A 25,101-nucleotide genomic window follows, 5' to 3' on the forward strand; every position below is an offset into this window, starting at 1 on the left:
CGCCACCATCCGTGCCGTAGAAGCTCGCCTCGATCACCGCGTCCTGTCCGGCGTGGAGCCGCCACGAGCAGGCGAGCCGGACCGCCACGTCATTGTCGAGCGTCAGCGTCGCGACGGCGTAATCCTCGACCGTGTCGCGCACCGCAAGCGGCTCTCCACCCGCGAACAGCGACGATGACACCGAGCGCACGTCCTGCCCGGTCAGCCACATGGCCAGATCGACCAGGTGGATGCCGAGGTCCATCACGCAACCGCCGCCCGATTGCGCGCGGTCGTAGAACCACGGCTTGTCGGGGCCGTAGGCATTGTGGAATACCAGATCGACCGCGAACAGCCGGCCGAGCGTGCCGCCGCGGACCAGCTCGGCAATCTTCTCCATGCCCGCGGTGAAGCGATACGACAGGTCGACGCCGAGCAGCCGATCGGCCGCGCGTGCGGCAGCAACGACGCGCTCGGTCTCGGCAGCGTCGCGGCCAAGCGGTTTCTGGCAGAACACCGCCTTGCCCGCTTCTAGCGCCTGGATCGACTGCGCGGCGTGGAGTGCGCTGGGACTGGCGATTACCACCCCATCGAGATCGAGCGCGAGCATCGCGTCGAGATCGGCGACGACCTGCGCGTCGGGCGCGAGCGCCGACGCATCGCGGATCATGTCGCGCGAGGGATCACTGATCGCGGCAGCCTCGACCAGCCCGGTGCCGAGCATCGCCTCCATGCGGTGACGACCGATCCAGCCGACACCGAGAAAGCCGAGGCGTGGGCGGTCGGTGACGGCCTCACTCATAGGTCACCAGCGCCTTGACGAAGCCCGCGGGCTTGTCGCGCGTCGCAACGATCGCGTCGGCGACCTGCGACAACGGGTAGCGATGGGTCAGAAGGGCTGCGAGGTCTATCTGCCCCGACGCGACCGCTTGTATCGCTTCCTCGACGCCGCGACGCTGGACCGCGGGGTCGCGCTCGTGTGCGTTGACGACATCGATCCCTTTCCAGTTCCAGTCCTGCATGTTGACCTGGCGCGGACCGTCCTGGTGATAGCCCGCGACGACCAGCCGCCCGCCGAAGCCGACCAGCGCGGTTGCGAGGTCGAGCGGCCACTGCTTGCCCACCGCCTCGATCACGCGCTCGCACATGGCCTCGCCGGTCAGCCGCTTGACCTCGTCGATGATCGCCCAGTGATCGTGCATCGGCACGGTCTCGGTCGCGCCGAAGCGGCGGGCGAGTTCGAGCGATTCCTGACGGCGTGAGATCGCGATCACGCGCGCCCCGGCGTCGGTCGCGAGCTTGGTCAGCACCGCTCCAAGGAAGCCGATACCGATGATCGCGACCGTCTGTCCGGCGCGAATGTCGGATCGACGGAAGATGTTCATCGCGCAGCCGAGCGGCTCGCCGGGGAACGGCTGGTCGCCGAGCGATGCGGGCAGCTTCACTACCATGTCGGCGGGTGCGACGTCGTAGTGCGCGAAGCTGTGACCCGCGAGAAAGGCGACGCGGTCGCCGGGCGCGAGGTCGCCCACGCCGTAGCCGAGCGCGTCGACCACGCCCCAGCCTTCATGACCCATACCGCCGGGCGCGCCGGGGAAGGTCGACCACGGCTGCCCCTCGAACGGTTCGACGTTCGACGCGCAGACGCCGCACCCCTCCAGCCGGATGCGGACCTCGCCCGCACCGGGCGCTGGCAGGTCGACGTCGGCGATCGTCATCTCTCCGGGCGCGGTCAGCACCGCGGCCTGCATCGTCGTCATTCGCAACTCCTGTGGCACGTCGCGAGCGGATCGTTGCAGGCGCGCGTGTCGTCGCGCCGATGCCCGTTCGGGTGCGCCGCGTCCAGCCGCCACGAATATCGCCAAAGTGGTCGGGTAGCCGGACCGATCGCGAGGGCATGCGCGTTGTGCGACAAAACTTGGCTCGGCGGCGGGTCTGGCGCATAGCGGGATAACATAGGTTTGTTGCGCGCGCCGGGCACGCGTGCAACCGCGGCAGGTGCGGGGGAAATGATGGATCAACGCGACAATTGGCACCTGACCGACATGGTCGAGCACGAGAGCGGGCGCGGCGACCCGTTCGCCGCCGCCGTGCGCGCGACGCGAATGCCGATGATCATCACCGATCCGCGGCAGAACGACAACCCGATCGTGTTCTGCAACGAGGCGTTCCAGACGCTGTCGGGCTACGATCGCAGCGAGATCATCGGCACCAACTGCCGCTTCCTGCAGGGCCCCGATACCGATCGCGAAAAGGTTGCGGAGGTGCGCGCCGCGATCGAGGCGGGAACCGACGTCGCGGTCGACCTGCTCAATTATCGCAAGGACGGCTCGACCTTCTGGAACGCGCTCTACGTCAGCCCGGTGCGCAACCGCGACGGCGAGATCGAGTTCTTCTTCGCCAGCCAGATGGATGTCAGCGACCGCGTCGAGGCGCAGGAGCGGATCGCGCGGCAGAAAGCGGAGGTCGAGCGCGAGGTCGAGGCGCGTACCGCCGACCTGAAGGCGGCGCTCGATGACAAGACGCTGCTGCTTCACGAGGTCGACCACCGCGTAAAGAACAACCTGACGATGATCGGATCGCTGCTGCGGCTGCAGGCGCGCGGGATCTCGGATGAGGACATCCTCGCACGACTGAACTCCATGCTGGAGCGGATCGACGCGCTGGCGAGCGTCCATCGCCGTTTGTACCAGTCGGACGATGTGACGCGGTTCGATGCGGGCGCCTTCGCGCTCAACCTCGCGACCGATGTAGTGGGTGCGAGCGGGCGGACCGAGATCGACGTGAAGTCGGACGTGTCGGCAATCGACATTTCGTCGACCAACGCCTCAGCGCTGGGACTGGTGCTGAACGAGATCGTGACCAATGCGGTCAAGCACGGCTTCGCCGACGGGCGCGGCGGTACGCTGAGTGTCAACGCGCACGCGGACGGTGACACGGGTGTGATCGCAATCGCGGACGACGGTCCCGGCTTCGATGCCGCCAACACGCCCGAGGATGGCCTCGGCCGCGTGCTGATCCGGCGGCTGTCGCGGCAGATCGGTGCGCAGGTCGACTGGTCGTCGGCCGAACCCGGTGCGCGCGTGACGATCCGCTTCCCGCTCGATCAGGGTCACGCAGGGGCGGTCGCTTGATCCGCCTCAAACGCCCGTTCCGCGTCCTGATCGTCGAGGACGAGGCGCTGCTCGCGATGGATATCGAGGCGCTGGTGGAAGATGCCGGACATACGGTCGTCGGCGAGGCGGCATCGCTCCACGAGGTCGAAGCACTGGGTATCGAGGCTGCGCCCGATCTGGCCTTCGTTGATCTGCAATTGGCGCACAACACCAACGGGCTCGACGCCGCGCGGCTGATCCACGCGCGCTGGGCGCAGGCTGCGGTGATCTTCGTGACCGCGAACCCCAAGAAGATACCGGAAGATTTCGCGGGCGCGCACGGCGTGATCCCCAAACCCTTCTCGCGCGCGGGGTTGACCGCGGCACTCAGGTATATCGAGGAAGGGCTGAGCGATCCGCCGCCGACCAGCCCGATGCCGGCGAGCTTCATCGCCTCTCCCGCGTTCGCCGCGACCTGGGACGCCTGATCCATCATCCTTATCGCGCGCGGATGAACCGAAGCGCCTGTTCGTCGTTACCGCCAACTTGAGGCGCATGCGCCCGCGGGTTTCAACGACGAGGAGATACGAGATGAACACCGACGAGCTGAAGGGCACTGGCAACGACGTCAAGGGCCAGGTCAAGGAAGCGTTTGGCAACGCGACCGGGGATCAGGACACCAAGGCATCGGGTATCGCCGATCAGGTGACGGGTTCGGTGCAGAAGACCGTCGGCGCCGCGAAGGAAGCGGTGACGGACAATGTCGCGCCGCTCGCCGGGCAGGCGAAGGGTTTTGCCAAGCAGCGCCCGTTCGCGACGGCTGCGCTGGTCGGCGTCGTCGGTCTGGCGCTCCTCAACACGTTGCGCGGCAAGAAGGCGGCGTGATCGGGCAGGGCGCGCAGACGATGGTCCGCGCGCCCGCTCACCCAGCCTTACTTGTATGCGCGAGCGAGAGTTGCGCGAGCGCCGATGCGTTCAGATCGGTTTCCAGCGCCGTGTCGCGGACACGCACCTGATCGCGCGGCAGGCGACGTAGCGTTTCGCCCACGCCGGCAACTCCGCCTTCGCGGACAATGAAGAAGTCGATCGTGCCACCCGCGCAGGTCGCGAGCGCGTCGACGCTGTGTGCGATCACCTGACCATCGGCTCCTTTCACCGGCAGTCCGTCGATCTGCGAGATCGAGAACAATGGTTCGGGCGCAACCTGCACGCTGCGGGCCTGTTCGGCATCGGCCGCGTCGCTGAATTTGGCGCGACGCCCCAGCCACCGCCAGACGCCGAACACGTCGACGACGCCCAGGAAGATGTTCGACCACAGCAGCTGTGTTTGGCCAGTCTCCAGACCCACTATGATCCACGCGATCGCGCCGAGCGTGAAGACGACGAAGCCCCACCCGGTCACGCGCGCGCCGAGATTGGATGCGGTCATCAGTGCAGCGACGCAGGTGGCGGCGAGTGCGACCCAGCCGGCGATATCCTCCATCGACCTGTCTCCTACTTGGCCAACGGCGAGCGGCGGTAATCGCGCAGGATGTGCGCCACATCGTCGTAGATCGCGCGCGCGCCGGCTCGGTTCAGTACCTGGTCGGTGAACCCGCCTGAGCGGACCGTAACCGAGGCGATGCCGCACTTCGCGGCGGCGGACACGTCATAGGGCGTATCGCCGACGACCCGGGCCACGGCCGGTGCGACGCCCACCTTCTTTACCGCCGCGGCAAAGATGTCGGGCGCGGGCTTGGTCGTGTCCGCATCGTCCTTGCTGGTCGCGGCCGACACTATGTCGCGGACGCCGAGCAGGTCGACGTAATGGTCAAGCTCTTCCTTGCTGGCGGAGGAGGCGAGCGCAACCTTCTGCCCTTGGCCGGCGACATGGCGAAGCAGGTCGGCGGCGCCGGGAAAAGCGCGGACACGGTCGAGATAGCGCGACTTGAAAATGTCGTCGTGGCGGGTCGACAGCGCTTCTATCTCTGCCTCGCTCACGTCGGGGATCAGCGCGGGCACGAGCAGGTCGCCGCCCTTGCCGATCTGATCGTGGATGTGGGCCGGTGCAATTTGGTAGCCATGTTCATGAAAGGCATGGCTCCATGCCCAGACATGGTAGTCGTTGCTGTCGACCAAAGTGCCGTCGATGTCGAAGATCACCGCCTCGACCGCCGGCTCCACGCCGCGCCGCGATGCCCAGGCGAGCAGTCCCGCGCCCGCGAGCAGCGCCGCGCCGGGCAGGGCACGGCCCTCGCGCCGCAGCAGGGCGAGGCCTAGCGTCGCGCCGATGCTTGATGTGACGCCGACCTTCTCCAGCCCGGCGAGCCGGGCCGCGCGTGTGGTCGCGCGCGCGGCGGCATAGTCGCCGAGGGCGCTGGCGGAGCGTTCGTTCGCCTCTCCCACGGATGCGGTACGCACTTGCTCCGGTGTGGCTTTCCCTGCGACGTGATCGGCAACCCAGGCGCCGCGTTCGCCGATCGGCCGGCTGCCACGCGTGGTATCGCGTGCGGTCTGATGTTCCAACTCGGAATTGAGCTCGGCGCCGAACAGCAGGATATATGCCGAGAGATACATCCACGTCAGCAGCACAACCACCGTGCCGATCGAGCCGTAGGTGGCATCGTAATTGCCGAAATTGGCGACGTAGATGCCGAACCCGACCGTCAGCAGCAGCCACAGCAAGGCCGCGAGCAGCGATCCGGGGGTTAGCCACGTCCAGCGTGCGTGGCGGCGATCGGGGCCGTAGCGATAAAGCGTCGCGGCCCCCGCCGACCCCGCGACGGCGAGCAGCAGGTAGGTCACGACCTTGCCGAGGAACGCCAACCAGTCGGGAAGCGTCGGCAGCAGCGTCTGCAGGAAGCCGAGTACCGTCACCGAGACCATCGCGAGGATTGCGACGAGCACCGCGCAAGCGGTGATGCCGAGCGCCAGCAGCGTGACGTGGATGAAGCCGCGCGTTTCCTCTTCCTCATAGGCGATGTTGAGCGCGGTAACGACCGCCCCGGCGGCGTTGCGCGCACCGAACAGGGCGATGGCGAGCGCGACGAGCAGTCCGAAGCCCTTTTTGCCATCGGAAGTCTGGACGACGTTGAGCAACTGCTCGCCGATCAGCCGCGCGGCCTGCTCTGGCAGGACGGAGGTCAGCGTCGTCATGTTGCTGGTCACGGTCTGCGGATCGGCGACGAGGCCGTAGGTCAGCACGATCGCGCCGAGGAGCGGGACGAGCGCGAGGAAGCCGTAGAAGGCGACGCCGGCGGCAATTAGCCCGACATTGTCGTTGCTCGTTTCCTGCCACGTGCGCAGCCCGACCTGCTTCCACGCGCCCCACGGCATCTGCCACGGCGAGCGCGCGTCGGTTCCGTCGCCTTGTACGGCCGTACGATCCCGCCCGTTGTCATTGTGCTGCACGCCGATGTTCGCCCCCTGCTGCCCTCTTTTCTGATCGAGAGAACAGCTGCTTCACGCGCACGTTCCGGGCTTGATCGGGGTTAAGCTGTTCGCGCGATTGCGGAACCGACGCGCCGCCGCACGCGCTTGACCACGAGGTAACGGAAAGGAGGCGTGCGTGTCCGAAGCGAGCTGGAATGGTGGCGGCACAATCGAATGGACGATGAGCGCGTCGCTGGAGGACGTGACCCGCGGCGGGGAGCAGGTGCCCGAGGTGACCAGCCTGGCGCGTGCGGTACGCGCCTGGCAGACGCTGCCCGAGGAACAGCGCGCCGATGCGGTGCTTACCGCCGAGCGGCCGGTGACTCTGCCGGGCGAAATGCCCGCTGACCGCTACGTCGGTGCGGCGATCGGGCGGATCGCGGCGCAACTGCCGGAGGACGCAGCGGACGACGAAGGAGCCACGGCCGCCTGACCGGCGCGGAACACCCGCGCGCGATGAGGCTTGTACCCCTGCTGAGCAGATCATGAGGTAGAAGATGGCAGCGAGCCAGTTGGAGATCGATCATTCGAGCATCCTCGATAACATCGACGGCGAGCAGGTGGAGTTCACCGCCGAGGTCGACGCCGAGGAATATGAATTCGCGGTGCAATATGACGTGCTGGAGGCGCTGAGCGGCGACCGCCCCGACGGCGATGCGGCCGACACGTTCCAACGCTTCATCGACCAGATCAGCGACGCCGCCTTGTCGGCATTGTCGCGCAACAACGATCAGGCAACGATCATCGTCAGCGAGAACGATCTCGAGTGATATGCCCCGTGGCGATCAACAGCGTGAGAGGAGAAAGCGGTGACTGAGAACGAGACGAGCGGGCGTGACATGGACGCGTTCAAGAAGGCAGCAGAGAAGAGTTCCGAGGCGGGTATCGCAGACGAAACCGCGGCGCTGGATGAGGCGATGGTGCCGACCGAGGAAGGCGACGCGGCGCAGGATAGCCAGGCGCATCCTAGCTGACCTGCGCTAACCTAAGCGTGACAGCTTGCGGGTTGTCACGCGGTCGCGACAGGATGACCGCTGCGAGAAGCAATTTGCCAAATTGGGGTTTTAGCGCGAGCGAGCGTGGGCTGCGACCTCACGCGAAAGCTCGACGTGATCGAGCCGGCGGAGAAGATCGTCGAAAGAATTGTCGCGCGGCACGGGAAAATGACGCGTGAAGCTGGTGCCCAGCTCGTCCAGGTCGCGCTGTGTCAGCAATCCAACCGAGACGATCTTGTCAGCCACGTCGATTCTCCCGACAGAAGAACAGATCGCGAGCGTTTTGGTGCCGCAGCATATGGCATGAAGCGGAAAAATGCGCGGTGTTGCGGTATCTTAACGTGGGTTAGCGAAAGCCAAGTTGAGCCAAGGCTGCTCGTGTCAAGAAGCGACAATGTTGGCTCATGCAAAATCCTCGTCGCCTCGCGAGCGCGTGATCGATGTTTGCAATCGACGCGTGGTTCGAAAGGTCCTTCGCGCAAAGCGGCTTCCCGGCGAGCCGAGTAAGCTGCCCGGCGCTGCGTGCTTCACAAAAGCGCACGCACCTGGGTACGGAACGACCATGCCATCCAAACTTCTTCTCTTATCGCTGCGTGCGCTGGCTGCGGTGCTGCTGCTGGCCAGCCTGCCCGCGGCGGCGCAGACGACCTCGGTCGCGGCGTTGAGCGATCAGCTGGCGCAGGCCGAGCGTGACGTGGCAACGGTCGACCGCGCGCTCGACGCGCGCGTCGACGACGAGCAGCGCGACGATCTTCGGACAAAGGCGCTGGCAGCAAAAGATGCCGCGACCGAGGCCGCGGCGCGGCTGCAGGAGCAGCTGACGCTGGTCGACGCCAAGGTAGCGCAGCTCGGCACGCCGTCGGCGGGGGCAGGCGAGGCGGGCGACATCCGCGCGCAGCGTGCCGCACTGCAACGGCAGCATAGCGCGCTCGACTCGGCGGTGAAGCGCGGGCGATTGCTGGGCGTCACCGCGCAGCAGCTGATCGACGAGATCGCGCAGGGGCAGGCGGCACAGTTCGGCGAGCGGTTGTCCGCGCACAGTCCGTCGCCGCTGTCGCCGACGTTCTGGCGCGCGGTGCTGCTGTCCGCGCCGCGCGACCTGCGTCGCATCGCGGCGACCGTGACGAGCGGCATCGTGCAGGCGCGCACGCAATCGCGCGGCAGCGTGCCGTGGCAGGCACTCGTCGGGGCGCTCGTCTTCGTTATGGTGCTAGGGCCGGGGCGGCTGGCGCTCCGCCGCGTCGGGCAGCGGTTCCTGATCGAGGGGGCGCCAGGCCACCGCGTGCGCCGCTCGGGTTACGCGATCTGGCGGATCGCGGTCGGTACGCTGACCCCGTTATGCGCCGCGTTCGCGCTGGTGCAGGGCATACGTTGGGGAAGGCTGGAGGCGGCGAGCTGGAGCCCGGTGTTCGACGGGCTGATCGCGGCGATGACCTTTGCCGGGCTGACGCTGTCGGCGACCGGAGCGCTGTTGATGCGCAACCAGTCGTCGTGGCGCGTGGCGACGATCAGCGACACGACGGCGACGCGGCTACGGCCGTTCTCGATCCTGCTGGCGGCGCTGTCGTTCGCGACCATCATGGTCGACACGTTCAACCGTGCGGTGAACGCGAGCGGCGCCGCGCGGGTAGCGTCGCAGGTGGCGGAAGCGTCGCTGCACCTGCTGCTGCTCGCCGCGACGCTGCTGGCGCTCGGGCGGCTGCGTGCCGAGCAGGCGAACGACGAGCAGGGACAGACGGCCCGTGCCGGGCTGGGCGCGGTGACGCTGCTCGCCTGGGGGATCGTGCTGGTTGCGGGCGCGGGGCTGCTGTTCGGCTATATTGCTTTGAGCCTGTTCATGGTGCAGCTGGTCGCGTGGGGCGCGGTGCTGGGATCCGCGACCTACCTGCTGATGACCGCGATCGACGATATCACGACCAGCCTGTTCAAGCGCAGCAGCGTGACCGGGCGGACGCTGGTGCGCGCGCTCGGCCTGCGCGGCAGCAGCGTCGACCAGTTCGGCGTACTGCTGTCCGGCGTGCTGCGCCTGATCGTCGCGGTAACCGCGGTCGGGTTGCTGTTGTCGCCGTTCGGCGCGGGCAACGGCGTCACGTCACTGTTCGGGCGGCTGGGCACGCTGGCGCAGGGCGTCGAGATCGGCGGCGTGTCGGTGTCGCCGGGCACGATCGTGCGTGGACTGGTGGTGCTGTTCGTCGGTCTGGCGCTGGTGCGTGCGTTCATGGGCTGGCTGGAGGGGCGCTACCTGCCCGCGACCGACCTGGACGGATCGGGACAGAATTCGGTCAGGCTGGTCGCGCGCTACGTCGGGATCGCGCTGGCGGTCATCTGGGCGCTCGCGTCGCTCGGTATCGGCATGGAACGGATCGCGCTGCTGCTATCGGCCTTGTCGGTCGGTATCGGTTTCGGCTTGCAGGCGATCACGTCGAATTTCGTGTCGGGGCTGATCCTGCTCGCCGAGCGGCCGATCAAGATCGGCGACCTGGTGCGCGTCGGTACCGACGAAGGTGACGTGAAGCGGATCAGCGTGCGCTCGACCGAGATCGAGCTCGCCGATCATTCGACACTGATCGTCCCCAATTCGGAGCTCATTACCAAGTCGGTGCTCAACAAGACGATGGCGAGCCCGATGGGCCGCATCCAGATCCAGTTCTCGGTCCCGCTCGGCACGCAGGTAGCTCGAGTGCGCGAGCTGGTGCTGGAGAGTTTCGCCGCCGAGCCCGCGGTCCTGGGCGATCCCGCGCCATCTGCGTTCGTCGATTCGATCGCGGACGGGCGCATCCTGTTCAACTGCTTCGCACACGTGGCCACGCCGCGCGCCGCGTACAGTGCGCGCTCGGCCGTGTTCATGGCGCTGCTCGGGCGCTTCCACGACGAGGGGATCGACATCGGCACGGTGCCGCAGCGACTGGAGATGGTCGCTGCACCCACGCCGGCGGACGGTCGTTCGGATAAGAAGCGCGATGCACCGGAAACAGGTGACGTATGAGACCAATCGGCTAGAAAGGCGGCAAAAGAGGGGATTGCATCATGACCTACCGTGCCGCCACCGCCGTCGCTTTGTGCCTGATGGCGGCGCAACTCTCTGCCCCGGGGGTTGCCCAGGTCGCGCCAACGAACTCGCCGACGCCAATCGAGCGCACGCAGGCGCCCGAGAACCAGATCACGCAGCCCAATCCAGAGGTCGTCACCGATCGTCCGATGGTCGCGCCGCCCGCGACCCCTGCGCCCAACGCCAATGCCCGCACGGTCGCGACGACGCCGGCAAAGGCACCCAAGTGGGACGTGAATGCGCCGCCGGGGATGCGCACGCGCGAGGTGGCGATCAACACCGATAACGGTAGCTGGATGAACGTCGACGTGTCGCCCGACGGGCGGCTGATCGCGTTCGACATGCTGGGCGACATCTACACGATGGGCATCGCGGGCGGCACGCCGACGCGGATCGCGCAAGGGCTGGCGTACGAGCACCAGCCGCGCTTCTCGCCCGACGGGCGGCGCATCGCCTTCACCTCCGATCGCGGCGGCGGCGACAACATCTGGGTGATGAACGTCGACGGCAGCGACAAGCGTCAGGTAACGAAGGAGGACTTCCGCCTGCTCAACCAGCCGTCGTGGAGCCCTGACGGACGCTTCATCGCGGCGAAGAAGCATTTCACCACCGGCCGCTCATTGGGCACGGGCGAGGTGTGGCTGTACCATGTCTCGGGCGGCGGCGGCGTGCAGCTGGTCAAGCGCAAGAGCGAGCAGCTGCAGAAGGAACTGGGCGAGCCGATCTACGCGCCCGACGGCAAGAGCATCTTCTACACCCGCAACGTCACGCCCGGTCCGATCTTCGAATACGCACAGAATTCGCGCACCGATCTGTTCAACATCGAACGCTACGACATCGATAGCGGCGAAGTAACGACGGCGGTATCCGGCGTCGGCGGATCGGTGCGCCCGACGCCTTCACGCGACGGCAAGCGCATCGCGTTCGTGCGGCGCGAGAACAACAAGACCAAGCTGTGGGTGAAGGACCTGGCCACCGGCGTCGAGCGTGTCGTCTACGGCGACCTCGACCGCGACGTGCAGGAAACCTGGGCGGTGACGGGGGTCTACCCCAACATGGCGTGGACGCCCGACAATGCGGCGATCCTGATCTGGGCGGGCGGGCATATTCAGCGCGTTGCGGTGGATGGCTCGGGCGCGCGGGTGGTGCCGTTTCGGGTCAACGACACGCGCGTGGTGATCGACGCGACGCACCCGCAGGTCGAGGTATCGCCCGACCGGATCCAGACCAAGATGCCGCGCTGGGCGAGCGTTTCGCCCGATGGGCGTCAGGTGGTGTTCGAGACGTTGGGCAAATTGTACGTCAAGCCGATGGCGGGTGGTGCTGCGCGGCGGCTGACGCGCTCCACCGACGAGCTGGAGCTGTGGCCGAGCTGGTCGCGCGATGGGCGGCAGATCGTCTTTGTCGGCTGGACCGATGCGGGGCTGGGGCAGATCAAGACGGTTGCGGCGGGGGGCGGCTCGGCGAAGGTCGTGACCACCGCGGCGGGGCTGTACCGCCGTCCGCATTTCTCGCCCGACGCCAAGGTGATCGTGTTCGAGCAGGGCGAGGGCGGCGGGCTGACCGCGGCGCGCGGGGCCGGCGGATCGGGCGCGTACCGCGTCGCGGCGACGGGCGGCGCGCCGATCAGGATCGCGGAGGGCGCGGCCGAGCCGCAATTCGGCGACCGGAACGACCGCGTGTTCCTGCTGACGAGCGAGAAAGACAAGCGCCAGCTTGTCAGCACTGATCTGAACGGCGAAGCCAAGCGGGTGCACGCGCAGGGCGAGCTGGTCAGCGACTATCAGGTGTCGCCGACGGGCGAGTTCGTCGCGTTCAAGCAGAATTACCAGGCGTTCGTGATGCCGCTGATGCCCGGCACGCAGGGGGTGGAGACCGACAAGAAGGCCGGGCCGCTGCCGGTGACACAGGTAAGCGCGGACGGTGCGGACTTCATCAACTGGTCGAACGACGGACAGGCGCTGCACTGGAGCACCGGGCCGACGCTCTACACCGCGCAGGTAAATGCACTGTTCAAGCAGGCGCCTGCGGGTGACAATCCGTCCAAATTTGCAGCCCCGCGCACCGGCGTGTCGCTGTCGATGGACGTGCCCGCGGCGAAGCCGACAGGGACGGTCGCGCTGACCGGCGCGCGCGTCTTGACGATGGCGCGCGCGGATGGCGGGATCATCGACGATGCGACGATCCTGATTCGCGGCGACCGCATCGTTGCGGTCGGCCCGCGCGCTTCGGTCACGATCCCGGCGGGCACCAAGACGATCGACCTGGCGGGCAAGACGATCATCCCCGGGCTGGTCGACGCGCACGCGCACGGCCCGCAGGGCGACGACGAACTGGTGCCGCAGCAGAACTGGAACGCGATGGCGAACCTCGCGCTCGGCACCACGACGATCCACGATCCGTCGTCGCGCTCGGCCGAGATCTTCCCCGCGGCCGAGATGCAGCGTGCGGGGCTGATCCTGGCACCGCGCATCTTCTCCACCGGCGAGATCATCTACGGCGCGAAATCGCCCGACGTGTACGCGGAGATCAACAGCTACGACGACGCGCTCGCCGACGTGCGGCGATTGAAGGCGCAGGGCGCGCACAGCGTCAAGAACTACAACCAGCCGCGGCGCGAGCAGCGTCAGATGGTCGTCGCCGCCGCGCAGGCCGAGGGGATGGAGGTCGTGCCCGAGGGCGGGTCGCTGTTCACGCAGGACGTGACGCTGATCCAGGACGGCAATTCGACCGTCGAGCACAACATCCCGCTGGAGCATTTCTACGACGATCTGGTCCAGTTGTGGACACAGACCAAGACCAACTACACGCCGACGCTGGTCGTCACCTATGGCGGGCCGGCGGGTGATCCGTACTGGCGCGCGCATACCGACGTGTGGCGTCACCCGATCCTGTCGCACCACGCGCCGCAAGGACTGCTCGCAGCGCAGAACGCGCGGCGTGAGCTCGCGCCCGAGGAGGATTACGTCGACGGCGAGAGCGCGCGCGAGGCCAAGAAGCTGGCCGACAAGGGCGTGCAGGTGTCGATCGGCGCGCACGGGCAGCAGGCGGGGCTGGGCGCGCATTGGGAGATGTGGAGCTTCGCCAAGGGCGGCTGGTCGCCGATCGAGGCGTTGCGCGCGGGCACGATCATGCCGGCGACGTCGCTTGGCTATCAGAAGGACGTCGGCTCGCTCGAACCCGGCAAGCTCGCCGATCTGGTGGTGCTCGACGCCGATCCGACGGTGAACATCCGCAACACCGACAAGGTGAGCCGCGTGATGCTGGGCGGGCATCTGTACGATGCGGCGACGCTCAACGAGGTCGAGACGGGCGATCGGCAGCGGATGCCGTATTGGTTCGAGGGCGCGAACGGCGGCGGGGGTACGGGCACGCGGATGACGACCGGGCACGGTTACGGCGACGCGGATCAGGATTGATCTGACGCGGGAGCCTTCGATCTGTTAGGGGCACGCGCTACCTCGCGTGCCCCCAAGTGGATGAGAATGACCGAGACTTCGCCCACGCCGCCGATCCTCGTCGCGGCGTTGTATCAGTTTACGACGATAGTCGACGTGGCGGCGGTGAAAACCGCGCTACTGCCGGTATGCGAGGCGGCGGGGGTGCAAGGCTCGCTGCTGCTGGCGCACGAAGGCATCAACGGGACCGTCGCGGGCAGCGACGACGGGATCGCGGCGGTGCTCGCGCATCTGCGCACGCTGCCGGGATGTGCGGCGTTGGAGGTCAAGTTCTCGCGTGCCGACACGATGCCGTTCGGGCGGATGAAGGTGCGATTGAAGCGCGAGATCGTGACGATGGGTCAGCCCGACCTCGATCCGATCGGCGGCGTCGGCGCCTACGTCGAGCCGGCGGACTGGAACGCGCTGATCGACGATCCCGATACGATCCTGATCGATACGCGCAACGATTACGAGGTCGCGCTCGGCACTTTCGCGGGGGCGATCGATCCGGGAACGCGCAGCTTCCGCGACTTTCCGGCGTGGTTTCGCGAATGGCGCGAGGCGTTGCTGACGGAGGGACGCGCGCCCAGGATCGCGATGTTCTGCACCGGGGGCATCCGGTGCGAGAAGGCGACGGCATTCGTCCGCGCCGAGGGTATCGAGGACGTGTTCCACCTGAAAGGCGGCATACTCAATTACCTGGAGCAAGTGCCCGAGGCCGAGACGCGCTGGGAGGGTGAGTGTTTCGTATTCGACGAGCGGGTCAGCGTGATGCACGATCTATCGCCGACACACCGCGCGATGTGCAAGGCGTGCCAGCGGCCGGTCGGAGTTGATGGCTGCGCGTGCGGAGACGCGGTTTAGGTTGACCGCTACACGCCTGCGCCTGCCGCAGGCCGCTCGCGCATCGCGGCCATCCAGCGGGCGACATGCACGTGCTCGGGTGCGGGCGCGAACTTGACCATGCGCGCGAAGTCGATGCCGGTGTAGGCGACCACGTCGGCGATCGTCACGCGGTCGGCGGCGATGAACGCGCTTTCGGCGAGACGGCGATCGAACACCTTTAATGCGCGCGTCGCCGCAACGGTGTTGGTGTCCGCTATCGCGGGCACCTGCGTCTCGATCGCGGCGAGCGCGGGATGGCCGTGGCGGACCGACATCATCAGCGGCGTCGCGAGCAGCATTTCGGCGCGGCGCATCCACATTTCGATCACCGCGATCTCCAGCGGATTGCGGCCGAACAGGTTCGGCTCGGGATAGACGCTCTCGAGATAACGGCAGATCGCGATCGATTCGGTGATCGTCGTCTCGGCGTCGATCTCGAGCGCGGGGACGTTGGCGAGGCCGGCACGGGCGAGGTAGTCGGGGGTGCGGTGCTCGCCCTTGAAGATGTCGGTTGGGACGATCTCGATATCCTCGATGCCCTTCTCCGCCATGACCCAGCGAACGCGGCGGGGATTGGGCGCGCGACGACTGTCGAACAGGCGCATCAGGCTTTCTCCTCGCCAATCTTGTCCTGTGTCCTGGTGTCGAAGTCGTTCGCGTCGTGGCGTTCGTGGAGCTGGCTGGCGGGATCGCCCATCACGCGGTTGACCATGCGGCCGCGCTTCACCGCAGGGCGCTCGGCGAGCTGGTCGGTCCAGCGCAGCACGTTCTTGTACTCATGCACCTGGAGGAAGGTGCCGGCGTCGTAGACGAGCCCCTTCACCAGCGCGCCATACCACGGCCAGATCGCCATGTCGGCGATGGAGTAGTCAGGTCCCGCGATATACTCGCTCTCGCTCAGACGGCGGTCGAGCACGTCGAGTTGGCGCTTCACCTCCATCGCGTAGCGGTCGATGGCGTACTCGATCTTGGTCGGCGCGTAGGCGTAGAAGTGGCCGAAGCCGCCGCCGAGCAGTGGGCCTGCGCCCATCTGCCAGAACAGCCATGACAGGCATTCCGCACGCGCGGCGGGTTGGGTGGGGAGGAACGCGCCGAACTTCTCGGCGAGGTAGACGAGGATCGAGCCCGATTCGAACACGCGAACGGGTGTGTCGCCGCTGCGGTCGACCAGCGCCGGGATCTTCGAATTGGGATTAGCCGCGACGAAGCCGCTGCCGAACTGGTCGCCCTCGTTGATGCGGATCAGCCAGGCGTCGTATTCGGCGCCCGCGTGGCCGGCGGCGAGCAGCTCTTCCAGCATCACCGTGACCTTCACCCCGTTGGGCGTGGCGAGCGAGTAGAGTTGCAACGGGTGTCGCCCGACCGGCAGCTCCTTGTCATGCGTCGCGCCCGCGGTCGGGCGGTTGATGTTGGCGAAGCGCCCGCCGTTTTCCTTGTTCCAGGTCCAGATCTCGGGCGGCGTGTAGCTGTCGGTCACGGATGGCTCCTCTCAGGCGACGTTCGCCCGAGACTAGCCGTGCGTGCGGCGCGGGTCCAATCGCCCGCGCGCCGCCGATCAGGCCGCTATCGCCTCCAGCTGCTCGCTCAGTTCGAGCCAGCTCTGCTCGGACGCGTCGATCTGCTCCTGCACGCTCGCGCGGCGCTTCATCAGTTCGGTCATGCTGAGCTTGGCGAGCGGGCCTTGCGCGGTCGAGGGATCGAACATCGCGCGGTCGAGTGCGCTCAGCTGCTCGGTCAGTTTCGCGAGTGCGGCCTCCGCGTCGCGAGCCTGCTTGCGCAACGCCTTGTCCTGTTCGCGCTGCTCGGCCTGCTTGCGCGCGTCGGCCTTCGCCTTGGCCTTCGACTGCTTGCCCGAGCCGTCGCCCGACAGGATCAGCTTGATGTAATCCTCGATCGCGCCGTCGAAGTCGCGCGCGGTGCCCCCATCCACCAGCACGAGCCGGTCGGCGGTCATCTCGAGCATGTGGCGGTCGTGGCTGACGATCACGACCGCACCGGTGTAGCCGTTCAACGCCTGAATCAGCGCCTCGCGCGCGTCGACATCGAGGTGGTTGGTCGGCTCGTCGAGGATCAGGAGGTGCGGGGCGTCGCGGGTGATGAGCGCGAGCGCGAGCCGCGCGCGTTCGCCACCCGACAATTTGCCGACCTTGGTGATCGCCTTGTCGCCCTGAAATCCGAAACGGCCGAGCTGCGCGCGCACCGCGGACGGAGTCGATCCCTCCATCAGCGAGGACATGTGCTGGAGTGGCGTCTCGTCACGGTCGAGTTCCTCGACCTGATACTGGGTGAAATAACCGACGCGCATCTTGCCGCTCGCCTGCATCGCGCCCTCCATCGGGGTGAGCTGCGCGGCGAGCAGGCGCGCGAGGGTGGTCTTGCCGTTGCCGTTGCGCCCGAGCAAAGCGACGCGCTCGTCCGGGTCGATGCGCAGGTTCAGCCGCTTGAGGATCGGCGTCTCGTTGTAGCCGACGGTGGCGAGGTCGAGCGTGATGAGCGGCGGGCGCAGCGCGGTCGGATCGGGGAAGTCGAATGACAGCGACGGATCGTCGAGCACCTCCGCGATCGGCTGCATCCGCGCGAGCGCCTTGACGCGCGACTGCGCCTGCTTGGCGGTCGAGGCGCGGGCGGAGTTGCGCGCAACGAACTCCTTCAGCTTCTCGCGCTCCGCCATCTGCTTCTCGCGCGCGGCGGCCTGCTGCGCCTGCCGCTCGGCACGCTGGCGCTCGAACGCGTCGTAGCCGCCGGGGTAAAGCGTCAGCTTGCCGCGGTCGAGGTGGAGGATGTGGTCGACGACGTTGTTGAGGAAGTCGCGCTCGTGGCTGACGACGACGATCGTCGCCTGATAGGATTTGAGAAAATCCTCCAGCCACAGGACGGCTTCGAGGTCGAGGTGGTTCGACGGCTCGTCGAGCAGCAGCAGGTCGGGGGCGGAGAACAGCAGGGAAGCGAGCGCGACGCGCATCCGCCAGCCGCCCGAGAAGCTTTCCAGCGGACGATTCTGCATTTCCTCGTCGAAGCCGAGTCCGACGAGGATGCGCGACGCGCGCGCAGGCGCGGACCAGGCGTCGATCGCCATCAGGCGTTCGTGGATGTCGCCGAGCCGGTCCATGTCCTCCATGTTTTCGCTCTCGGCGAGCAGCGCGGTGCGCTCGACATCGGCGGCGAGCACCGTTTCGATCGGGGTGGAGTCGCCGCCCGGTGCCTCCTGCGCGATGTAGCCCAAGCGCGCGCCGCGCGGCATGTCGGCGCTGCCGGTGTCGGGCTCCAGCATTCCCGCGATCACGCGCACCAGCGTCGACTTGCCAGCACCATTGCGGCCAATCAGCCCGATACGCCCGCGCGGCGGCAGCGCGGCGGTGGCGCGATCGAGGATCGTCCGCCCGCCGAGGCGAACGGTGATGTCGGAAAGATTGAGCATGCGCGTGCGCTTAGCAGATGCAGCATCGGATTTCGAGCCGGTTGCCACCTAGTTGCCGGAGACTCCGCGTTTACCTAGATGGGCTGGCATGTCAGGCTACGGCCCTCCCGAACGGTTCAACGAAGAAGCCGCCACCTTCACGATCCGCGGCAGCGACGCGCCCGACCTTCAGGCGGGCGTGGCGGCGATCCGTAATGTGCTGAAGACGCTGCCGCTCAAACCCGGCGTCTACCGGATGCAGGACGCGAAGGGTGAGGTGCTGTACGTCGGTAAGGCGCGCGCGCTGAAGAACCGCGTCGGCAATTACGTCCAGATCGAGCGGCTGAGCAAACGCATCCAGCGGATGGTGTCGCAGACGCGGTCGATGACGATCGTCACGACCAACAACGAGGCCGAGGCGCTGCTGCTCGAGGCGCAGCTGATCAAGCGTTATCGCCCGCCGTACAACGTGCTGCTGCGCGATGATAAGTCGTTCCCGTTCATCCTGCTGCGCGCCGACCACGACTTTCCGCGCGTGCAGAAACATCGCGGCGCGCGCAAGGCGAAGGGTGATTACTACGGCCCGTTCGCGAGCGCGGGGAGCGTCAACAACACGCTTAACGCGTTGCAGAAACTGTTCCTGCTCAGGAGCTGCACCGACGGCTTCTTCAAGACGCGCGACCGGCCGTGCCTGCTGTACCAGATCAAGCGCTGCTCGGCGCCGTGTGTGGGACGGATCGATCCCGCAGGTTACCGGGAGCTGGTCGGCGACGCGAAGAAGTTCCTCGCCGGCAAGACCACCGACGTGCAGGCGAAGCTCGGCGCGCAGATGCAGGCCGCGGCGGAGAACATGGACTTCGAGCTCGCCGCGGTGTTGCGCGACCGGTTGAAGGCGCTGACGTTCATCCAGGGGACGCAGTTCATCAACGCGGAAGGCGTCGGCGACGCCGACATCTTCGCGCTCGCCTGCCTTGAGGGCGTGATCGGCATCCAGGCCTTCTTCATCCGCGGCGGGCAGAATTGGGGCCACCGCAGCTTCTTCCCGTCGCACACCGCCGAGGTGAGCGAGGAAGAGGTGCTGCAACTATTCCTGATGCAATTCTACGAGGAGGTGCCACCGGCGCGGACGATCTTCGTCGATCGTGACCTGCCCGAGGCGGCGTTGCTGATGGAGGCGCTGTCCGAGCAGGCGAAGCGGAAGGTCGAGATCACGGTACCACAGCGCGGTACGCGGCGGCGGCTGCTCGATCAGGCGTCGCGCAATGCGAAGGAGGCACTGGAGCGCAGGCTGGCGGAGAGCACGACGCAGTCGAAGCTCAACCGCGAGGTCGCCGACCTGTTTGAACTCGCCGAGCCGCCCGAGCGGATCGAGGTGTACGACAACAGCCACATTCAGGGGACGAATGCAGTCGGCGCAATGGTTGTCGCGGGGCCCGAAGGGTTCCGCAAGGGCCAGTATCGCAAGTTCAACATCAAGCAGGCGGCGACCGACGACGACTTCGCGATGATGCGCGAGGTGCTCACGCGCCGCTTCGCGCGCGCGCTGGAGGAGGACCCCGATCGCAATTCGGGCGAGTGGCCCGATCTCGTGCTGCTCGACGGCGGCCGCGGGCAGCTGAACGCGGCCAAGGCGGTGCTCGAGGACCTCGGCATCGAGGACGTGTGCCTTGTCGGCGTCGCCAAAGGGCCGCATCACGGGCGCGAGGGGCGCGAGGTGTTCCACCTGATGGACGGGCGCGAGCTGACGCTGCCGGTCAACGCGCCGGTGCTGTTCTACCTGCAACGCCTGCGGGACGAGGTGCACCGCTACGTCATCGGCGCGCACCGCGCGAAGCGGGCGAAGGCGATCGGCGCCAGTCCGCTTGACGAGGTGCCGGGGATCGGTCCTGCACGCAAGAAGGCGCTGTTGATGCATTTCGGCACCGGCCGCGCGGTAAGGAACGCCAGCCTGGAGGATTTGCAAAAGGCCCCCGGCGTGTCGGCCAGCGTCGCGCAGACGGTATACGACTTCTACCACGCGCATTGAAGTCGGTTCAGGTGTAAATTCCCGCTGCTTGTCCGTGAGCGTCGGCGCGCTAAGCTGCGCGTCGGGGTTTTCGAGGGAATAAGTGATGCGGCGTGCGCCGTTGTTTTTCGCGTTGCTGGCAAGTGCGGGGGCCGCGCAGGCGGGCGACAAGCCTTTGTATCAGACCGCACCCGCCTGGTTGAAGCCGGCGCCCGCGATCGATCTCGCCAAGCTGACCGATGAATCGCCGATGATCGTGCGATTGGACAACCAGCAGCGGATCGAGAGCGGACAGGTCTGGTCGTTCTACGACACCGCGACGCGCGCCGCGTCGGCACAGGCACTCAGCACCATTGGCGACATCAAGCTGCAATGGCAGCCCGCGCAAGGCGATCTGGTGATCCACCAAGCCGAAATCATTCGCGGCACGCAACATATCGACCTGATCAAAAACGGGCAGCCGTTCACGGTTCTGCGTCGCGAGGAACAGCTCGATCAGCGTCAGTTGGACGGCTTGCTGATCGCGACCATGAACGCCGAAGGCCTGTCGGTCGGCGATGTGCTGCACGTCAGCTTCTCGATCACGCGGCGTGATCCGACCTTGCAGGGTGCGGCGCAGAGCTTTGCCGGCTTGCTGACCGACCCCGCGCGGGTCGGCTTCGGTCGCGTTCGCCTGCTCTGGCCCGACGCGACCGCGGTCAAGTGGCGCAGCTACGCCGAAGGCGGGAAGCCGGTCGAGACGGTGGCAAACGGATGGCGCGAGATCAGCCTTGCGCTGCCGCTTGCCAAGCAGCCCGAAATGCCCGATGACGCGCCGGCGCGCTTTCGACCGCTGCCGATCCTCGAAGCGACCACGTTCGCGGACTGGGGTGCAGTGTCAAAGGTCATGGCGCCGCTTTACCGGACCGACGGGCTGATCGCGCCCGGCAGCCCGCTGGCCGCGGAGGTAGCGCGGATCAAGACGGCGACAAGCGATCCGCGCGCGCGTGCGGCAACGGCGTTGCAGAGCACGCAGGACAAGATCCGTTACCTGTTGCTCGGCATGGACACGGGCAATTACGTGCCGCAGACACCCGCGCAGACGTGGGAGCGGCGCTACGGCGACTGCAAGGCCAAGACGCTGCTGCTGCTCGCCATGCTTCACGCGATGGAGATCGAGGCGGAGCCGGTGCTCGCCAGTTCGCAACTGGGCGGTCTGGTGCCGAAGCGGCTAGCGAGCGCTGGCGCGTTCGACCACGTGCTTGTCCGTGCGACGATTGCGGGCGAGACGCTGTGGCTCGACGGTACGCAGTCGGGCACGCGGCTTGCCGATCTCGGCGACACGCCCGCGCTCGGCACGGTGTTGCCGATCCGGGCTGGGGGCGCGACGCTGATGCCGATCGTGCTGCATGCCGACGCGCGCCCGACCGCGGTGGTGACGACCGAGCTGGACGATCGCGGCGGCGTCGACACTCCGTCGGTCGCGAGGGTCAAGATGACGTTGCGTGGTGCCGCGGCGGAAGCGATCGGAACAGCCTCGGCGCAAGCCACCCCCGACCAGCGTCGGCAGATGGCCCAGCGCGTGTTTGCCGAACAGGTCGGTAACGGCAATTACATCGACCCCAAGGTCGCCTACGATGCCACGACCGGCATCGCCACTATCAGCGCGGTGGGTATCACGTCGACGCGCTGGTCCAAGATCGACCGCCGCTACCGGCTCCAGCTCGACAAGGCGGTGGGCGGACTGAACTTCAACCCGGACCGCGCGCGCACGGCCTGGTCGACGATACCGGTCATGTTGCCCGGCCCCGGCAGCGTGGTCTATCGCACAATCGTGCGCCTGCCCGACGGCGGGGAAGGCTATACGCTCGACGGCGACCGCGACCTGTCGGCGACGCTAGGCGGTGCGCGCATCAGGCGCGCCGTGTCGCTGAGCGGCGACACCGTCACGATCGAGGATCGTATAGACCAGGTCGGGGGCGAGATGGCCGCCGCCGATCTGCCGGCGGCGCGCGCCGCCTTGTCGCAGGCGAAGAACCGCTTGGTGACGGTCGTTGCTCCGCCGAGTGTTGCAGGAATGCCCTATTACGAGGCGAAGCGGCGCGCGGGGTTGCAGAAGCCGGCCGATGCGATGTTCACGCGGGTGATGGCGGCCGATCCGAAGGCCACCGCGCCGTACGAATGGCGGGCGCGCTTTCGTGCCGCGGCCGCCGATCGGGCGGGTGCCATCGCCGATTATACCAGTGCCATCGCGATCGAACCGGATATCGACCTGTATCTGGCACGTGCACGTCTGAACGCGACGCTGGGCCAGGATGCCAAGCAGCTCGCCGACATCGAGGCCGCGCGCAAGCTGGACCCCGATTCAGACGATGCGAAAATGGCGCTGGCCGATTACCGGGCGAACCATGATCAGGGCGCTGCGGCGGTTGCGCTGCTCGACGAACGCATCGCCCGCGCGGGGAGCAAGGACCGCGTCGACTGGCTCGCGACAAAGGCGAACGCGCAATCGGCGGCAGGGCAGAAGGACGCTGCGCTGGAGACGATCGACACGGCACTGGCGGAAAAGCCGGGCAGCCCGCATCTGCTCAACACCCGCTGCTGGTTGCGCGGGGTCGGCAATCAGGTGCTCAACGGCGCGTTGAAGGATTGCACCAAATCGATCGAGCTGTCCGATTCGACCACGGCCGCGCTCGATAGCCGCGCGATGGTCTATTACCGGCTTGGCCGGTTCGACGATGCTTTGGCGGACCTGAACGCGGCCCTCGAAGCGTCGCCCGATCTGGCACAAAGCCGCTTTTTGCGAGGGGTTGTGCTGTACCGTGCCGGCAAGAAGGCTGACGGCGACCGTGACCTCGCGCGCGCGCGGCTGCTCGATCCGCAGATCGACAAGGAATATGCACGCTGGGGCATCAACCCCTAGCGGCAGAGAGCGAGCGAACGGGCACCTGTAAGCGTGACGTTTACGTCTCGCACGTAAGGCGGGCGGCATGACGGCCGTACTCCTGACCATCGATACCGAGTTCGCGTGGCGCCATCATGCCGCGGGGCTCGACGCCGCGACGATCCACGCGCGATCGGTCGAGCCGGCGGGGGTTGGTCTGACGTGGCAGCTGAACGTGCTGGCACGGGCGGGATTGAAGGCGACCTTCTTCGTCGATCCGTTGCCGGCGCTGATCTACGGCGAGGAATGGGCCGCGCGGATGGTCGAGCCGGTGCTGGCGGCGGGGCAGGAGGTGCAACTGCACTGCCACCCCAATTGGATCGGCGCGGTGGCGGGTGATCGCGGCGCGGCGCACGGCGCGTTCGAGCTGATCGACCTGTCAGCGGATCGGCAGCGCGCGGTGCTGGCACGTGCGATCGATCTGCTGGTGGCAGCGGGCGCGCCGCGCCCGGTCGCATTCCGCGCCGGCAGCTACTCGGCAAACGACGACACATTGTGTGCGCTCGCCGCGCTCGGGTTATCTTACGACAGCAGCCACAACGGCGCGCACCATCCCTGGCCGAGCGCGATCACGCTGCCGCCGGCGCAGATCGCGCCGGTCGTGCGGCGCGGCGTGGTCGAGGTGCCGGTAACGGTGATCGAGGACAAGCCGGGCTGCTGGCGCAACTTCCAGATCTGCGCGCTGTCGACACGGGAGATGCGCGCGGCGCTCGATCACGCGATCGCTAACGACCATGCCGCGGTGACGATCGTGGGACACAGTTTCGAGCTTGCCAATCGCGCCGGCACCGCACCCAACCGCGTCCACGTCCACCGGTTCGAGGCCTTGTGCGCGATGCTGGCGGAGCGGCGCGACGCGGCGCCGACGTGCCACTTAGCCGATCGCCCCGTGCTGCCGCTCGGGCGCGCCGATCGTCCGCTCGCGCCCGACGCGCTGCGGCTGCGCTGGCGGCAGGCGGAGCAATTGTGGTCGACGCTGGTGGCGGAACGCGCGGCGTGAGCGCGAGCGCGCTAAAGCTTCAGGTCGGTGCGCGCACGCTGGTCAGCTTCCCGCGTCGACTGTTGCGGGTGGCGTGGTCGCTGGAGCAGGCGCTGGCGGGCACGGGCACGGGCACGGGTCCGGCGCTTCCGGCGTTGGCGCGGGCGGACGACGGCTATCTGGTCACGTCGGTACCCGACACGGTGCAGCTGGAGGCGGATGGGCTGCGCTTCGTGCGGCAGCGCTACACGCGCTACTACGTCGATCTGGCGGGCGGGCGTGAGGCTTGGCTGACGGCACTGTCGGGGCAGGCGCGATCGGGATTGAAGCGCAAGGCGAAGAAGCTGGCGGCGGCGAACGGCGGCGTGCTCGACGTGCGGCGCTATCGTTCGCCCGAGGAGATGGCGGTGTTTCATACGCTGGCGCGCGCGGTGTCGGTGACGACCTATCAGGAGCGACTGCTGGGATCGGGTTTGCCCGAGGATGCGGATGCGCTGATTGCCGCGGCAGGCGAGGATCGCGCGCGCGCGTGGCTGCTCTTCCTGAGCGAGGCGCCGATCGCCTATCTGTGGTGCGGCGCGGACGGCGACGCGCTGCGCTACGACTACGTCGGGCACGATCCCGCGCATCAGGCGCTGTCGCCCGGCAGCGTGTTGATGGGTGCAGCGCTGGATGACCTGTTCGCCGATCGCTTCCGCTGGTTCGACTTCACCGAAGGCGAGGGCCAGCACAAGCGCGGGCTCGCCAGCGGCGGCGTGGCGTGTCGCGACGAGCTGCTGCTGCGCGCGACGATCGCCAACCGGGCGGCGGTTGCGGCGGTCGGCGGTTTCGATGCGGCGATGGTGGTGGCGAAACGCTGGAGTGAGGCGCCCGCGTTGAAGCGCTTCGCGCAGCACGTGCGGCGGGCTTAGCGTCACACGGGTAATCGCGCCCGATGACCGCG

The 25,101-nt window shown here is 67.4% G+C and carries 21 protein-coding genes; 13 read left to right on the plus strand and 8 right to left on the minus strand.

Annotated elements, in window-relative coordinates:
• Positions 1-781, minus strand: a 781-nt coding sequence (locus QZ847_RS00575) for a Gfo/Idh/MocA family oxidoreductase (RefSeq protein ID WP_294352117.1), incomplete at its 3' end; no start/stop codon positions are given.
• The gene (locus QZ847_RS00580) at positions 774-1,739 is read right to left on the minus strand and encodes a zinc-binding dehydrogenase (RefSeq protein WP_294352119.1); all 966 of its coding nucleotides are present in this window, start codon (positions 1,737-1,739) and stop codon (positions 774-776) included. The genes QZ847_RS00580 and QZ847_RS00575, both read right to left, overlap by 8 nt.
• Before the next feature lie 249 nt (positions 1,740-1,988).
• Between QZ847_RS00580 and QZ847_RS00585 the strand changes: the two genes are divergently transcribed.
• From QZ847_RS00585 to QZ847_RS00595, 3 genes are all read left to right on the plus strand, one after another.
• Positions 1,989-3,113, plus strand: a complete 1,125-nt coding sequence (locus QZ847_RS00585) for a PAS domain-containing protein (protein ID WP_294189406.1) — start codon at positions 1,989-1,991, stop codon at positions 3,111-3,113.
• The gene (locus tag QZ847_RS00590) at positions 3,110-3,562 is read left to right on the plus strand and encodes a response regulator (RefSeq protein WP_294352121.1); all 453 of its coding nucleotides are present in this window, start codon (positions 3,110-3,112) and stop codon (positions 3,560-3,562) included. The genes QZ847_RS00585 and QZ847_RS00590 overlap by 4 nt, the downstream gene beginning before the upstream one ends.
• A 103-nt stretch (positions 3,563-3,665) precedes the next feature.
• Positions 3,666-3,959, plus strand: a complete 294-nt coding sequence (locus QZ847_RS00595) for a CsbD family protein (RefSeq protein ID WP_294352124.1) — start codon at positions 3,666-3,668, stop codon at positions 3,957-3,959.
• Positions 3,960-3,996: 37 nt separating this feature from the next.
• Here QZ847_RS00595 and QZ847_RS00600 read toward each other — a convergent pair whose 3' ends face one another.
• Both QZ847_RS00600 and QZ847_RS00605 read right to left on the minus strand, forming a co-directional pair.
• A complete protein-coding gene (locus QZ847_RS00600) occupies positions 3,997-4,557 on the minus strand; it encodes a PRC-barrel domain containing protein (RefSeq protein ID WP_294352126.1) in 561 nt (186 codons plus the stop codon).
• Between the two features lie 11 nt (positions 4,558-4,568).
• Complete coding sequence (locus QZ847_RS00605) at positions 4,569-6,464, minus strand: YhjD/YihY/BrkB family envelope integrity protein (RefSeq protein WP_294352128.1); 1,896 nt, start codon at positions 6,462-6,464, stop codon at positions 4,569-4,571.
• 157 nt (positions 6,465-6,621) lie between these two features.
• On the opposite strand from QZ847_RS00605, the gene QZ847_RS00610 reads away from it, so the two are divergent.
• From QZ847_RS00610 to QZ847_RS00620, 3 genes are all read left to right on the plus strand, one after another.
• Positions 6,622-6,918, plus strand: a complete 297-nt coding sequence (locus QZ847_RS00610; RefSeq protein ID WP_294189414.1) for a hypothetical protein — start codon at positions 6,622-6,624, stop codon at positions 6,916-6,918.
• Positions 6,919-6,982: 64 nt separating this feature from the next.
• Positions 6,983-7,255 carry a DUF1488 family protein gene (locus QZ847_RS00615; protein ID WP_093005628.1) on the plus strand — a complete coding sequence of 91 codons (273 nt, stop codon included), beginning with the start codon at positions 6,983-6,985 and terminating at the stop codon, positions 7,253-7,255.
• Positions 7,256-7,294: 39 nt separating this feature from the next.
• On the plus strand, positions 7,295-7,459 hold the full coding sequence (locus QZ847_RS00620; RefSeq protein WP_294352141.1) for a hypothetical protein: 165 nt from the start codon (positions 7,295-7,297) through the stop codon (positions 7,457-7,459).
• Between the two features lie 90 nt (positions 7,460-7,549).
• On the opposite strand, the gene QZ847_RS00625 is transcribed toward QZ847_RS00620, so the two are convergent.
• Positions 7,550-7,726, minus strand: coding sequence for a hypothetical protein (locus tag QZ847_RS00625; protein WP_294352143.1), 177 nt, complete (start codon positions 7,724-7,726; stop codon positions 7,550-7,552).
• A 316-nt stretch (positions 7,727-8,042) separates the two neighbouring features.
• Between QZ847_RS00625 and QZ847_RS00630 the strand changes: the two genes are divergently transcribed.
• The 3 genes from QZ847_RS00630 to QZ847_RS00640 all read left to right on the plus strand — a co-directional run bounded on the left by QZ847_RS00630 (position 8,043) and on the right by QZ847_RS00640 (position 14,833).
• Positions 8,043-10,466, plus strand: coding sequence for a DUF3772 domain-containing protein (locus tag QZ847_RS00630; RefSeq protein ID WP_294352145.1), 2,424 nt, complete (start codon positions 8,043-8,045; stop codon positions 10,464-10,466).
• A 41-nt stretch (positions 10,467-10,507) separates the two neighbouring features.
• Positions 10,508-13,948, plus strand: coding sequence for an amidohydrolase family protein (locus QZ847_RS00635; RefSeq protein ID WP_294352147.1), 3,441 nt, complete (start codon positions 10,508-10,510; stop codon positions 13,946-13,948).
• 66 nt (positions 13,949-14,014) lie between these two features.
• The gene (locus QZ847_RS00640) at positions 14,015-14,833 is read left to right on the plus strand and encodes a rhodanese-related sulfurtransferase (protein ID WP_294352149.1); all 819 of its coding nucleotides are present in this window, start codon (positions 14,015-14,017) and stop codon (positions 14,831-14,833) included.
• Positions 14,834-14,841: 8 nt separating this feature from the next.
• Here QZ847_RS00640 and QZ847_RS00645 read toward each other — a convergent pair whose 3' ends face one another.
• The 3 genes from QZ847_RS00645 to QZ847_RS00655 form a co-directional block, all read right to left on the minus strand.
• The gene (locus QZ847_RS00645; protein WP_294352150.1) at positions 14,842-15,459 is read right to left on the minus strand and encodes a glutathione S-transferase; all 618 of its coding nucleotides are present in this window, start codon (positions 15,457-15,459) and stop codon (positions 14,842-14,844) included.
• Entirely contained in the window at positions 15,459-16,331 is an 873-nt protein-coding gene (gene yghU, locus QZ847_RS00650; RefSeq protein ID WP_294352152.1) for a glutathione-dependent disulfide-bond oxidoreductase, read from the minus strand. Before yghU ends, QZ847_RS00645 begins: the two co-directional genes overlap by 1 nt.
• A 78-nt stretch (positions 16,332-16,409) precedes the next feature.
• The gene (locus QZ847_RS00655; protein WP_294352153.1) at positions 16,410-18,272 is read right to left on the minus strand and encodes an ABC-F family ATP-binding cassette domain-containing protein; all 1,863 of its coding nucleotides are present in this window, start codon (positions 18,270-18,272) and stop codon (positions 16,410-16,412) included.
• A gap of 88 nt (positions 18,273-18,360) precedes the next feature.
• On the opposite strand from QZ847_RS00655, the gene uvrC reads away from it, so the two are divergent.
• From uvrC to QZ847_RS00675, 4 genes are all read left to right on the plus strand, one after another.
• Positions 18,361-20,277 carry an excinuclease ABC subunit UvrC gene (gene uvrC, locus QZ847_RS00660; RefSeq protein ID WP_294352154.1) on the plus strand — a complete coding sequence of 639 codons (1,917 nt, stop codon included), beginning with the start codon at positions 18,361-18,363 and terminating at the stop codon, positions 20,275-20,277.
• Positions 20,278-20,362: 85 nt separating this feature from the next.
• Entirely contained in the window at positions 20,363-23,158 is a 2,796-nt protein-coding gene (locus tag QZ847_RS00665; RefSeq protein WP_294352155.1) for a DUF3857 domain-containing protein, read from the plus strand.
• Between the two features lie 67 nt (positions 23,159-23,225).
• Positions 23,226-24,179, plus strand: coding sequence for a polysaccharide deacetylase family protein (locus QZ847_RS00670; protein ID WP_294352157.1), 954 nt, complete (start codon positions 23,226-23,228; stop codon positions 24,177-24,179).
• Positions 24,176-25,069 carry a GNAT family N-acetyltransferase gene (locus tag QZ847_RS00675; protein ID WP_294352158.1) on the plus strand — a complete coding sequence of 298 codons (894 nt, stop codon included), beginning with the start codon at positions 24,176-24,178 and terminating at the stop codon, positions 25,067-25,069. The genes QZ847_RS00670 and QZ847_RS00675 overlap by 4 nt, the downstream gene beginning before the upstream one ends.
• The last annotated feature ends 32 nt before the right edge of the window (positions 25,070-25,101 follow it).

Origin of the sequence: uncultured Sphingomonas sp. (assembly GCF_913778135.1) — a bacterium.
Classification (GTDB): domain Bacteria; phylum Pseudomonadota; class Alphaproteobacteria; order Sphingomonadales; family Sphingomonadaceae; genus Sphingomonas.

Coding starts and splice junctions, on each gene's coding strand:
- QZ847_RS00580 (WP_294352119.1), bottom strand. CDS start 1,739: ATGACGACGATGCAGGCCGCGGTGCTGACCGCGCCCGGAGAGATGACG.
- QZ847_RS00585 (WP_294189406.1), top strand. CDS start 1,989: ATGATGGATCAACGCGACAATTGGCACCTGACCGACATGGTCGAGCAC.
- QZ847_RS00595 (WP_294352124.1), top strand. CDS start 3,666: ATGAACACCGACGAGCTGAAGGGCACTGGCAACGACGTCAAGGGCCAG.
- QZ847_RS00600 (WP_294352126.1), bottom strand. CDS start 4,557: ATGGAGGATATCGCCGGCTGGGTCGCACTCGCCGCCACCTGCGTCGCT.
- QZ847_RS00615 (WP_093005628.1), top strand. CDS start 6,983: ATGGCAGCGAGCCAGTTGGAGATCGATCATTCGAGCATCCTCGATAAC.
- QZ847_RS00630 (WP_294352145.1), top strand. CDS start 8,043: ATGCCATCCAAACTTCTTCTCTTATCGCTGCGTGCGCTGGCTGCGGTG.
- QZ847_RS00635 (WP_294352147.1), top strand. CDS start 10,508: ATGACCTACCGTGCCGCCACCGCCGTCGCTTTGTGCCTGATGGCGGCG.
- QZ847_RS00640 (WP_294352149.1), top strand. CDS start 14,015: ATGACCGAGACTTCGCCCACGCCGCCGATCCTCGTCGCGGCGTTGTAT.
- QZ847_RS00645 (WP_294352150.1), bottom strand. CDS start 15,459: ATGCGCCTGTTCGACAGTCGTCGCGCGCCCAATCCCCGCCGCGTTCGC.
- QZ847_RS00655 (WP_294352153.1), bottom strand. CDS start 18,272: ATGCTCAATCTTTCCGACATCACCGTTCGCCTCGGCGGGCGGACGATC.
- uvrC (WP_294352154.1), top strand. CDS start 18,361: ATGTCAGGCTACGGCCCTCCCGAACGGTTCAACGAAGAAGCCGCCACC.
- QZ847_RS00665 (WP_294352155.1), top strand. CDS start 20,363: ATGCGGCGTGCGCCGTTGTTTTTCGCGTTGCTGGCAAGTGCGGGGGCC.
- QZ847_RS00670 (WP_294352157.1), top strand. CDS start 23,226: ATGACGGCCGTACTCCTGACCATCGATACCGAGTTCGCGTGGCGCCAT.